Genomic DNA, 12,561 nt, shown 5'->3' on the forward strand with positions numbered 1-12,561 from the left:
AATTTAGATTTTTAAAAATAGTTATCATAATATATACAATCAATTGTGAATTATTACTGTTTATATATAAAAATTTGTATAATTTTTTGGCTAACAAAAATCAAAGTTATGATTTATAAAACTATTTAAATAAAAGTGGATTGAAAATTTAATAATTTTAATATTTTCAAAACCAAGTTCATATTTATTTGATTAGTTATATTTATTCTCTCGTATAATTTTTCCGGTAGGAGTTCTTTTAAATCTTTTAATATAAATTATTTCCCTTGGCTTTTCATATTTATTTTCGAAAGAGAAATTTTCAATTTTATTCCTTAAAACAGATGATTCGTTTCCTTCAATGATTAAAATTACTTTATTTCCTAATATTTCATCAAATTTTTTTGAAATTATAAATTCCAGATCAATTATTGATTTTAATTGTTTTTCTACTTTTTCAGGGAAAATTTTAATTCCACCGGAATTAATTACATTATCCAGTCTTCCTAACCACTCAAATTCATGATCAGAAATTAAATTTATTATATCATGAGTTATTACTTCTTCATTCAAAAACGAAGGTTTTATACAAAGACAACCTTTTTCATTTTTTCGAATTTTTGTACCCTTCATCAATTGGAAATAATGATTTTTATTTCCTGATATTTTTTTTAATGCAATATGAGAAATGGTTTCTGTCATTCCAAAAGACTCATAAATCTCTGTATTGTATTTTTTTAAGATAGTTTGTAAATCGTAAGAAACCTGTCCACCACCTATTAATAGCTTTTCAATTAAATTAATTTTACCTAAAGAGTTCCTTACTTGCATGGGAGTCATAGCAGAAAAAGTAAACTTTTGATCTATTTTTTCTAGAGGATTAGAGGTAGGTTCTATGCAAAATAATTTTAATTTCCAAACCCAAGCTCTTACTAACATCATTTTTCCGGCAATATATTGTGTAGGCATACAAACCAAAGCAGTGTCACCTGCTTTTAATTTAAGAAATTCACCGGTAAGTATAGCACTTTGTATCATCGATTTTTTAGTAAGTTCTATATTTTTAGGTAATCCGGTAGATCCGGAAGTTTTAGTGCAAATTATTTCAGAATCAGAAACCCATTCTTTTAAAAATTTTACTACATTTTTCTGCCATTCTTTTTTTTGAGGAATTTTTTCTAAATTTATTTCTTTTGAAAAATCTAAAAATATCATAATGAGTAAGAGAATTATAAAAAATTATTTATATAAGGTTAGGTTTCATGTGGTTTTATTTAAATAAATCTTTGAGGGTATATAATATTTATTTTTCTGGATTATAAAATAATTTATCTCCTCTTATCTCTAATTTAGAAGGTAAATTATTCGAATATAAAAGCCCTGTACCCAATCCTTGAGGCATTTTATTATTTAAAATGGCAGTCCATTGAGCTAGAGCATTTAATCCAATATTTGATTCTAAAGCAGAAGTAATCCACCAACCAATATTTTGTTTTTCAGCTAATTTTATCCATTCTTTAGAACCGGACCAACCCCCGACTAAAGATGGTTTTAGAATAATATATTGAGGCTTTATTTTTTTTAAAAGAGCTTCTTTTTCATTTTTATAAAACTTGCCAATCAGTTCTTCATCTAACGCAATAGGTATTGGGGAATTAGTGCATAATTCCGCCATTCTATCTACTTGACCTGCACTTATAGGTTGTTCAATAGAGTGTATTTCAAGTTCTGCCAGTTGATTCAGTACTTTTTTTACTTCATCAAAAGAAAAACCACCGTTAGCATCTACTCTTAGTTCTAAATCGGAAGAAGAGAACTCCTTTCTAATATTTTTTAAAATTTTAAATTCTTCCTCCCAATTTATGCCGATTTTAAGTTTTATACATTTATATTTTTCAGCAATTTTTTTTTGAATTTGTTTTCTCATAAAATCAAGAGATCCCATCCAAATTAAACCATTGATTAAAATACCCTTTTGACCTTTTGTAAAATCAGATTCAAAAAATAATCCTTGTTTTTTAGTTTTAATTTGTTGAAACACCTGTTCTAAGCCAAATTGGATAGAAGGGAATTTCCTGCACGACTCTATTAATGTTTCTTCTTCCTCTTTTTCAATGTTTGTACAAATCCATTGTAATTTTTTTTCATATTCAGATTCCGGATCAGCACTTAGACCTTTGAAAAAACTGCACTCACCTATAAATTCATTTTCTTCAATATTAATTTTTATAAAATAGGTGAGTTTTGTTTTTAATATTCCTCGGGATGTACCTGCCGGTTGTTTGAAAAGTAAGCTATATGGTAAAAAAGATGCTTTCATAATATACAAAATTATGAAATATTATCTTTTATTTAAGATTTCAAAATTTAAAGGAAATTACTCATTGATCTTTCTCATTATAATTTCTAACCACAATCCAACCGGTTAATTTTCTACCATCTGTAAGATCAATTACATACCAGTAGCTGGCAGAAGGCACATTTCTTCCTAAATAAGTACCATCCCAAACAAATCCCCCTTTGTCAATTTTAGTATTGACTATTAATTTACCATATCGGTCAAAGATTTTCACGGAACTTCCCGGATATAATTCCAAACCTTTAAGATTCCAAACATCGTTCACCCCATCTTTATTAGGAGTAATTACATTAGGCAGATTTAAAATAGCAAAAGGAAATGGATTAGAGATACATTCCATAGCATTTTTTACATAAGCATTATATACCTCGAATTTCAAATTATGAAAAACTGATGAATATTGCCAGTGAATTTTATCCAAACTATATTGTAATGGAGGATTTCCTACAGCAATAATTTCTGCAGTGTAATTATTGATCTTTACTTCTTTAATAAAAGGATTATGGAATGTAATATTGACAGAAGAAGAAATACTACAATTGTTTTTGTTGGTTACAGTAACGGAATATTTACCCGAGGTGGAGACCTTAATGGATTGAGTAGTTTCCCCGGTACTCCAAAGATAAGTTGCTCCAGGGTTACCTGCATCCAGAGTAATAATAGTTCCCTCACACACCGTTTGATCTTTGCCTAAGTTTAAATTAATTCTTTTAATTAAATTTGTTGTGAAATAGTTTTAGATTGGTTATTTCCATAATGGTAGCTTTGACAATAAAATTTCCTTTATACTGCTCGAGGTATTATCACCTAAAAAAGTATTCTTTTCCCAGGTATAATAATCACCATTTTTTTGTATAATCAAAAATTACAGCATCAGCGGTACTTATTAATTTTACTTTACTAATTCCATTTACTTTATGCCATATAGTTAGATTAGTGCTTCCATCTCCAAAAAGAGATGTTTCTTTACCTAATACATAAACATCTCCGAAGTTGGATAATAAAATAGTACAAGACTCACATAAGAGGCCTCAATTTTTTTTACATTGGTAGGGGAAATCCCTATAGGTAATTTTATTGATTGAAAATTTTGGGAAGCAACTAATAAAAGTCAGATTATTAATATCTTTTCCCATATACTCAGATATTTATTAAGAAGAAAAATAATAAAAGGAAAAAAATCAGAAAAAAAATTATTATTTTTTGAAAAATTAATTTTTTCTTCTATTGTTTTTAAGATTATTATATTTGATTTGTATAGTTAATTACAAATTTATATTAAAATAAGATAAGATAAATATGGTTTTTAACCTGTTTTGTGTTATTTATTTTTAATTATCAATAATAAAAACTCCTTGTATCTTTGTTTTTTAATTATTATTCTTTTATGAAAAGAAAAATTAATTTAATTGAGGTTTTAATGGAATTAAGTTCTAATAAAACTTATTTACTGGCAGTGAGCGGCGGGGTAGACAGTATGGTGCTTCTTTATCTGTTTTTGAATTCAAAATTATCTTTTAGTGTGGTGCATTGTAATTTTCAGTTAAGAGGAGAAGATTCGGATTTAGATGAAAAGTTAGTAGAAGATTTTTGTAAAAAAAATAAGCTCGAATTATTTTCTAAAAAATTTAATACCTTACAGTTGAAAAAAGGGGGGCAGTCTATAGAAATGTTGGCCAGATCTCTTAGGTATAATTATTTTAATGAGCTGATCAACCAGTTTGGTTTTGATTATTTAGTGACTGCACATCATTTGAATGATAATGCGGAAACTTTTTTTATAAATTTATTAAGAGGAAGCGGGTTGAAAGGTCTATCGGGAATGTCTTTTCAAAAGAATAAAATATTAAGGCCTCTATTAAAAATATCGAGAAAAGAAATAGAAAAATTTGCTAATACACATGATATAATTTGGAGAGAAGATATTACCAATCAGTCTTTAAATTTTTTGAGAAATAAAATCAGACATAAAGTAATTCCCGAATTGGAAAGTATAAAATTTGATTTTTTAGATCAATTAAATAAAAGTATGGAAATCATGCAAAGTTCATATGCTTTTATAGAAAAAGAGATGCTTAGGCTGAAGAGTAAAGCTATTATTTCTGAAGAAGATGGAGTGTGTAAATATTCTAAAATAATATTAAGTAATGCTGATTTTATTTTAGTTTATTATTTCTTTAGTTCTCTAGGTTTTAGTAATGAGAAAGATGTAAATAATATACTTTTGGCAGGAACGGGCAGATTTTTCATTTCATCATCACATAAAATATGGATCAATAGGGAAGAATTAATTGTTGAAGAAATTGGAAGAGAAATTACCAATTACAATAAACCAATTTTAGTAAAAGAACTTCCTTTTAATATAGAAAATCCTGTGAAAATAAAAATAACAAAAAGTGAAAATTTAGAAAAAGAAATAGGAAATGAAGTAGTTGATTTTAATAAAATTTCTTTTCCCTTAATAATAAGAAAATGGAATGAAGGAGATTATTTTTATCCTATTAATGGAAATGGAAAGAAAAAAATAAGTAAACTATTAAAAGATAATAAAATCTCTATTTTAAGGAAAAATGAGGTTTTGGTTCTTTGTGATAATTCTGGAGCAATTATTTGGGTAATAGGAATTAGATTGGATGATCGTTTTAAAGTTACTTCTGAGACTTTATCCTATATTAACCTTTCTTCTTCTTAAAAAAAATTCTGTTTGTTGTTTTTTTATAATTATTTAAACACAAAAATATTACAAAAGATTTTAAAATTAATTTTTTAACATATTTAAGATTATATCTCTAATTTTAAAAACTGTTGAATTATTTTTAAATAAATATAATTATATGTTATAATATAAAATAATATTTAAATTGCTAATTTTATATTATATAAATATAATTATGGTTTTGTCTGTCTGAAGTTAGCTGTCTAGATTTAATGATATGAATAAAAATTTTTTACGAAAAAAATAGTCTTTAAATGTGTTATTATTTATTTAAGAAAATACATACTTCTATTAACAGCAATAAAAAATTAATGATAAATAAGTTTGTTCAACTAAACAAATAATTATTGAATATTAAAGAAGAAGAGGATGATAGAAAAGGTGAAATTTATTTAAAATATTGTATATGATTACTTAAAATATAAATCAACTTAGAACAAATTCAAAATTAAATATTAAAAAGATATAGTATAAATAATATATTCATTATATAATAATCAATTAAAAATATTCAATACTACTACGGAAAAGTAGTATATTAAAAAAGCACTATTGATTCATATAAAAAAGTAATTTCATTTATTTTCAAAATTTTTAAAAATACAGCAATGTTTGCTAAAATTAAACTACGTATAAGTAAAATTATACACTTTCTTACATATGGTATTTGGCGCATAACTGAAGAAGAAAAAACATCTAAAAAAATAAGTTTTTTTAATATAGTTAAAGCTTTTATATTGTTATATAAAAATATAAATAGTTCAAAGCTAAATACAAGAGCTGCGGCACTTACCTATAATACTTTATTATCTTTAGTTCCTCTTTTAGCAGTATTATTTGCTATAGCCAGAGGCTTTGGGCTTCAAAACATTGAAGAAAGTCAATTAATACAATATTTTTCCGGACAAAAAGAAGTGATTGAAAAATGTATGGGATTTATAGATAAATCTTTAGAATATGCTAAAGGAGGCTTGTTTCTCGGTATAGGAATAGTATTTTTATTATTTTCAGTTATCAGTTTAATATCCAATATAGAAGATAATTTTAATATAATATGGAGAATAAAAAAAGGAAGAACAGTTTTTAGACAATTTACAGATTATTTAGCTTTAATTATAATTGCTCCCATATTTTTGATTTGTAATGCAGGTCTTTCTATAGTTTTAACTTCCGCATCAGATTTGCAGATTATTGAATGGGTTGCTAATCCACTAATAAAAATAGTTCCTTTTTTACTGACCATTTTATTATTTACACTTATTTATATATACCTACCCAATACTAAAGTAAAGTTCAGTGCTGCTTTCCTTGCAGGGTTTTTTAGTGGAATTTGTTTTCAAGTTTTTCAAGTTCTTTACATTTCCGGGCAAATATGGATTTCAAAATATAATGCTATTTATGGAAGTTTTGCTGTTTTGCCTTTACTATTATTGTGGCTTCAATTAAGTTGGTTTATATGTTTGTTAGGGGTAGAATTATCTTTTGCTTATCAAAATGTAAATAAATTTAGTTTTGAAAAAGAAATTACCAATATAAGTAAACGATATAAAGAATTTGTTCTATTATTAATTATGACTCTTATTGTTAAAAGATTTGAATCTGCCGAGAAACCCTATACAGCTGATGAATTATCAGAAAAATATAAAATTCCTACACAATTGACGAGCGATACATTATATTATTTACAACAAATAGGACTAATTGCAGAAACTCCTACTAAGGATCCAAGAGAAATAGCATACATTCCAGCAGTAGATATAAATCTTATTACCATTAGTTATTTTTATAATAAAATGGATTTATACGGTTCTGAAGACTTCAAAATTGATACGATGCAGGAATTTAATAATATATGGAATAAAATTTTGGAAATCCGTAAAATAATAGATAGAAAAGAGAAATATACCCTTCTAAAAGATATTTGAGAATTTCTTACTTTAATTAAAGTACCCATACATTGAAATTTACAACTTTCAATATTTACACAAATAAAAGTTTTAGTTACATAAAGATTTTTTTTATAAAAATATTACTTTTGAAAACATAATAAATTAAACTAGGAATTTTGTAAATATGAAGAAATTATTTTGTCTTTTTTTGTTGATCAATACATTTGTACAATCCCAAGTAAAAAATCCTATAAAATGGGAATTTGAAATACACACTCTTCAACAGAATCAATACGAAGCTGTTTTTACTGCTTTTATAGAAAAGGGTTGGCATTTATATTCCAAAGACATAAAAGTAGAAAATGCAATTCCTACCACATTTACATATCCTAAAAATCCTAATGTTAAATTACTGGGAAATACTAAAGAAATAGGTAAAAAAATAGAAGAATATTCAGACGTATTTGAAGGAACATTAGTATATCTTTCAAATAAAGTTGAATACCGACAAAAATTTGAAGTTACAGGAAATAAACCTATAAAATTTGAAGCAGAAGTAGAATTTCAGATTTGCAATGATAAAGTTTGTTTAGCTCCAGATGGGGAATCCTTTTCTAGGACTGTAAAACCAGAAAATATTGATGAATTACGTTCAAGTGTTTCTTCTCAAGCTATTGATAATAAGGAAAATCATTCTCAGTTAAATGCTTCAGAAGTAGTTGATAAAGAAGATATAATAAACGTCAATAAAGACAATATTGTTATACCCAGTTTAGATATTAATAATCCAATAAACAAAGCATGTGGAGAAAAAATAATTCAGGACGAAGGATTTTTATGGATTTTTATATTTGGCTTTATCAGTGGGCTAATAGCCTTATTGACCCCTTGTGTATATCCTATGATACCCCTTACAATATCTTATTTCACCAAACAAGCAAAAAATAAAAAACAAGGGAAAAAGGATGCATTAATTTATGCCTTTTTTATTCTTCTAATATTTTTATTATTTACATTACCTTTTCATTTAATTAATGGGATTAATCCGGATATATTTAATCAGCTTTCTACAAATATTGGTCTCAATTTAGTATTTTTTATAATTTTTATAATCTTTGCCTTTAGTTTTTTTGGATATTATGATATAACTTTACCAAGTTGGATGGTCAATAAATCTGATAAGGCTTCTGAAACTGGTGGAGTTATAGGATTATTTTTTATGGCTTTAACTTTGGTTATAGTATCTTTTTCCTGCACAGGGCCTGTGTTAGGAAGTATATTAGCCAAAGCAATACAAAACCCTACCCAGCTTACAATGGCTTTTGGAGGGTGCGGTTTAGCTTGGGCTTTGATATTTGGAGGCTTTGCGCTATTTCCTCAATTTTTACATAACATGCCTAAATCCGGTGGATGGATGAATACTATTAAAGTTGTTTTAGGATTTTTAGAATTAGCCTTGGCATTTAAATTTCTTTCTAAAGCAGATTTAGTCGCAAAGACTTTTTTCCTAAAAAGAGAAATATTTGTCGGTATATGGATACTTATAGCCCTTGCAATAGTACTATATTTATTAGGTGTAATAAAATTTCCTCATGATGATAAAAAAGCAAAAATAGGAAGTGGAAGAAAAGTATGGGCGGGTATTTTTACGATTATTGGAATTTATATGATTCCTGGATTATTTCCTTCTGATAAACCAAATTTGAAGTTGATGAGTGGGTTAACTCCTCCATTAAATATTAGTATATACCACAAAGAAAATGAAAAAGGAGTTTTAGGATTAAATATTATTCATGATTATAATCAGGCGTTGGAGTTGGCAAAAAAAGAAAACAAACCCATATTAATAGATTTTACAGGATATGGATGTGAAAATTGTAGGAAAATGGAAGAATATATATGGAGTAATCCTCAAATTTGGCAAATATTAAACACAGAATTCATAATAGCTTCATTATACGTAGATGATTCTGAATTATTACCAAAAGAAGAGCAAAAAGTTGTTGATTTAAAAGAAGGTCGAAAGAGAAAGATCAAGACCATAGGAAAAAAATGGTCTACTTTTCAAAGAGAAAATTTTAATACAAACTCACTACCTTTCTATGTTCTGATAACCCCCGATAATAAAATTCTCAATTTTCCTGTTGCCGGCTATAAGAATAAAAATGATTTTCAAAACTTTTTACAATGTGGATTTAAAACTTTTAAAGAATTAAAAAATAAACAATAAACAATAAACAATAAACAAATTATAAATGAATATACATTAGTTCTCATTATACTTATGTAATAAAATTTGAATTTAATATATAATCAAAAAACGAAGTCAAATTAAAATGAAACAAAAATTAGTAGTCTTGACAGGAGCGGGGATGAGTGCCGAAAGTGGTTTAAGTACCTTTAGAGATTCGGGAGGGTTATGGGATCAGTATGATGTTAAAGATGTAGCTTCTATTGAAGGATGGATTAATAATCCGAAATTAGTACAAGATTTCTATAATAAAAGAAGAGCAGAATTAAAAGATCATAGTCCTAATGAAGGTCACTATTTAATTAAAGAATTAGAAAATATTTTTCAAGTAACCATAATTACACAAAATGTTGATAATTTCCATGAAAGAGCAGGTTCACAACATGTTATACATTTACATGGAGAACTAAGCAAAGTAAGAAGTGTAAAAAATCCATCACTTATATATGAAACTTTAGAAGATGTTCATATGGGAGATTTAGCAGAAGATGGCAACCAACTTCGGCCTCATATTGTATGGTTTGGAGAAGAAGTCCCCAAAATGGAAGAAGCTGTTAAATACACTGCACAGGCAGAGATTTTTTTAGTTATAGGAACTTCCCTTCAAGTATATCCGGCAGCATCTTTATTAAATTTTGTACCTCATGAAGCAAAAATTTATATAATAGATCCTAATCCTTTAGAAATGTATCTGCCAGAAAATATTGTATATATACAAAAAGGTGCAACAGAAGGTTTAAAGATATTTAAACAAAAAATTTCTAATTAAGTTTTTTATATCTATCTAAATTTTTTTAATTAAATAATTCTGTTATTCGGTCTTAGTATTTTATGCTTACATATATCTTCTATTGTCAGAATCTAATTTCTATAAAATTAAAATTAGGCTAAAATTCTAAAAAATTTTCGCAAATAAAATGATAAATGAAATTAATCAAGAATATATAACGAATATATTAACTGGAATGACATAGTTTCTTACATTTGAAAAATTAAAATATATGTAATGAATATCATTTTATTTGATGCAGAAGAAAGAGGAGATCTTCTTCCATTAACATTTACACGACCCGTATCCGAACTTAGAATGGGAATTTTTACTTTTTCAGAAAGATGGAATAAAATTTTTCAGACAGAAAAAATCTCATTTTTAACCCAAAAATATCTTTCAAAAAAATACCCTGTACAGTATAAAGAAGAAAACATATTTATTAATCCCTCATATTTTCCAAATCAGGATTTTATTCTAACAATTAAAAATCTGAAAAAAGGAGAGGCACTAGTATTTAAAAATAAAATAATAGCAGCAAGGAGTTCAGAAGGTGAATTTTTAGCTCAAAAATTCAATAAAAAAATAGAATATAATTTTAATGGAATCCATATAGCATATCCTTGGAATCTGTTTACCTATAATAATCATGCTATTAATTATGATTTTACTCTCGTTTCAAAGCAAAATCAATCACAGACTTTATCTTCAACAGTAAATGTGATAGGGGACAGTTCAAAAATATTTATAGAAAACGGAGTAACTGCGGAATATGTTACTTTAAATACCCAAGAGGGGGTAATTTATCTGGGGGAAAATTCGGAAATAATGGAGGGAAGTCACATAAGAGGTAGTTTAGCTTTATGTGAAGGATCTAAAATACACATGGGCGCAAAGGTTTATGGGGGTACAACTATTGGTCCCTATTCTAAAATAGGAGGAGAAGTTAATAATAGTATTTTAACAGCATATTCTAATAAAGGGCATGATGGGTTTTTGGGAAATTCTGTTTTGGGAGAATGGTGTAATTTAGGGGCAGATACTAACTCTTCAAATATGAAAAATAATTATGATATTATTAAATGCTGGAACTATCCGCAATCAACATTTATAAGTACAGAATTACAATTTTCAGGACTTATAATGGGAGATCACTCAAAATCTGCCATAAATACCCAATTTAATACGGGAACAGTTGTTGGGGTTTTTGCCAATATTTTTACTTCGGGTTTTCCACCCAATATAATAAAGTCTTTTTCTTGGGGAGGTAAGTCTGAAAATCTTAAGTTTAATTTTTCAAAAGCTTTAGAAGTTGCAGAAAGAATGATGAAAAGAAGAAATAAAAAACTATCTGAAGATGAAAAAGATATTTTAGAATATCTATACCTACTTAATAAATAATTCTAAATAAATAGTTTTTTTAACCAAATTAAAGTAATGATTATAAAAGAGACAATATATTTTATTAAAAAAAGAGTTTTTAGTAAATTTCATTAGGTTAAGTTTTATTGTAAAAAAAAAAGCTTAAATTTGCCCCTTAAAATTAAAAGAAATATATAACAGAATGGCTGGAACTTACAACAATATTCTTGAGTTAATTAACAATACACCGTTGGTTCGCTTGAATAGAGTAACAGAAGGGATGAAAGGTGAGTTTTTTGCGAAACTGGAATGCTTTAATCCTGGACATTCAACTAAAGACAGAATAGCTCTTCATATCATTGAGAATGCTGAAAAAGAAGGAATTTTAAAACCGGGGGCAACAATTGTCGAAACTACCTCAGGAAATACCGGTTTTTCTATAGCAATGGTTAGCATTGTCAAAGGTTATAAGTGCATATTAGCCGTTAGTGATAAAACCAAACCAGAGAAAATAGCTTTTTTAAAAGCTATGGGAGCTAAAGTTTTTTTATGCCCTGCTAATGTACCCGCAGATGATCCTAAATCTTACTATCAGGTAGCAAAAAGAATAGCAGAAGAAACTCCTAACTCATTATACATCAATCAATATTTCAATAAAGAAAATACACATTCACATTATCTAACTACAGGTCCCGAAATTTGGGAACAAACACAAGGTAAAATAACTCACTTAATAGGATGTACAGGTACAGGAGGAACTTTAACAGGAGCTGCTGAATTTTTAAAAGAAAAAAATCCTCAAATTAAAATTATAGGAGTAGATGCTGTAGGATCTGTTTTAAAGAAATATTTTGATACAGGAGAATTAGACCCAAATGAAATTAAACCTTATCAAATTGAAGGTTTAGGGAAGAATTTAATCCCTGGAGCATTAGATTTTTCTGTAGTAGATCAATATATAAAAGTATCAGATGAGCCTAGTGCATACGCTACACGTGAACTTGCATTAAAAGAAGCAATGATGGTAGGGTATACCAGTGGTGCCTGTTTAGTAGCTGCACGGAAAATAGAAGATACTTTTAATGAAAATTCAGTAGTAGTACTTTTATTTCCAGATCATGGATCACGGTATATGACAAAAGTATTTAGTGATGATTGGATGAAATCTCAAGGGTTTACAAAAAGTAAACTTAACGGTTTAGAATCTAACGCTACTATAGAAAGAGTTAAATAAAA

At 27.2% G+C, this 12,561-nt stretch carries 9 protein-coding genes; 6 read left to right on the plus strand and 3 right to left on the minus strand.

Annotated elements, in window-relative coordinates; genetic code table 11:
• Positions 1-192: 192 nt before the first annotated feature.
• The 3 genes from C4S77_RS12215 to C4S77_RS12225 form a co-directional block, all read right to left on the minus strand.
• Positions 193-1,194 (minus strand): AMP-binding protein, encoded by a 1,002-nt coding sequence (locus tag C4S77_RS12215; protein ID WP_105247773.1) that lies wholly within the window; start codon positions 1,192-1,194, stop codon positions 193-195.
• Positions 1,195-1,282: 88 nt separating this feature from the next.
• Positions 1,283-2,299 (minus strand): o-succinylbenzoate synthase, encoded by a 1,017-nt coding sequence (locus C4S77_RS12220; protein WP_105247774.1) that lies wholly within the window; start codon positions 2,297-2,299, stop codon positions 1,283-1,285.
• 61 nt (positions 2,300-2,360) lie between these two features.
• Positions 2,361-3,014, minus strand: a complete 654-nt coding sequence (locus C4S77_RS12225) for a T9SS type B sorting domain-containing protein (RefSeq protein WP_105247775.1) — start codon at positions 3,012-3,014, stop codon at positions 2,361-2,363.
• 711 nt (positions 3,015-3,725) lie between these two features.
• On the opposite strand from C4S77_RS12225, the gene tilS reads away from it, so the two are divergent.
• The 6 genes from tilS (at position 3,726) to C4S77_RS12255 (ending at position 12,559) form a co-directional block, all read left to right on the plus strand.
• Positions 3,726-5,030 (plus strand): tRNA lysidine(34) synthetase TilS, encoded by a 1,305-nt coding sequence (gene tilS, locus C4S77_RS12230; RefSeq protein WP_105247776.1) that lies wholly within the window; start codon positions 3,726-3,728, stop codon positions 5,028-5,030.
• 632 nt (positions 5,031-5,662) lie between these two features.
• On the plus strand, positions 5,663-6,979 hold the full coding sequence (locus C4S77_RS12235) for a YihY/virulence factor BrkB family protein (protein WP_105247777.1): 1,317 nt from the start codon (positions 5,663-5,665) through the stop codon (positions 6,977-6,979).
• A 148-nt stretch (positions 6,980-7,127) separates the two neighbouring features.
• The gene (locus C4S77_RS12240) at positions 7,128-9,173 is read left to right on the plus strand and encodes a protein-disulfide reductase DsbD family protein (protein ID WP_105247778.1); all 2,046 of its coding nucleotides are present in this window, start codon (positions 7,128-7,130) and stop codon (positions 9,171-9,173) included.
• A gap of 106 nt (positions 9,174-9,279) precedes the next feature.
• The gene (locus C4S77_RS12245; protein ID WP_105247779.1) at positions 9,280-9,963 is read left to right on the plus strand and encodes an SIR2 family NAD-dependent protein deacylase; all 684 of its coding nucleotides are present in this window, start codon (positions 9,280-9,282) and stop codon (positions 9,961-9,963) included.
• A gap of 237 nt (positions 9,964-10,200) precedes the next feature.
• A complete protein-coding gene (locus C4S77_RS12250) occupies positions 10,201-11,364 on the plus strand; it encodes a putative sugar nucleotidyl transferase (RefSeq protein WP_105247780.1) in 1,164 nt (387 codons plus the stop codon).
• 163 nt (positions 11,365-11,527) lie between these two features.
• A complete protein-coding gene (locus tag C4S77_RS12255) occupies positions 11,528-12,559 on the plus strand; it encodes a PLP-dependent cysteine synthase family protein (protein WP_105247781.1) in 1,032 nt (343 codons plus the stop codon).
• The last annotated feature ends 2 nt before the right edge of the window (positions 12,560-12,561 follow it).

This window comes from Apibacter adventoris (assembly GCF_002964975.1).
Classification (GTDB): domain Bacteria; phylum Bacteroidota; class Bacteroidia; order Flavobacteriales; family Weeksellaceae; genus Apibacter; species Apibacter adventoris.

Excerpts from the sequence above, each read along its gene's own strand:
- C4S77_RS12215 (WP_105247773.1), bottom strand. The coding sequence starts at position 1,194 with ATGATATTTTTAGATTTTTCAAAAGAAATAAATTTAGAAAAAATTCCT.
- C4S77_RS12220 (WP_105247774.1), bottom strand. The coding sequence starts at position 2,299 with ATGAAAGCATCTTTTTTACCATATAGCTTACTTTTCAAACAACCGGCA.
- tilS (WP_105247776.1), top strand. The coding sequence starts at position 3,726 with ATGAAAAGAAAAATTAATTTAATTGAGGTTTTAATGGAATTAAGTTCT.
- C4S77_RS12235 (WP_105247777.1), top strand. The coding sequence starts at position 5,663 with ATGTTTGCTAAAATTAAACTACGTATAAGTAAAATTATACACTTTCTT.
- C4S77_RS12240 (WP_105247778.1), top strand. The coding sequence starts at position 7,128 with ATGAAGAAATTATTTTGTCTTTTTTTGTTGATCAATACATTTGTACAA.
- C4S77_RS12245 (WP_105247779.1), top strand. The coding sequence starts at position 9,280 with ATGAAACAAAAATTAGTAGTCTTGACAGGAGCGGGGATGAGTGCCGAA.
- C4S77_RS12250 (WP_105247780.1), top strand. The coding sequence starts at position 10,201 with ATGAATATCATTTTATTTGATGCAGAAGAAAGAGGAGATCTTCTTCCA.
- C4S77_RS12255 (WP_105247781.1), top strand. The coding sequence starts at position 11,528 with ATGGCTGGAACTTACAACAATATTCTTGAGTTAATTAACAATACACCG.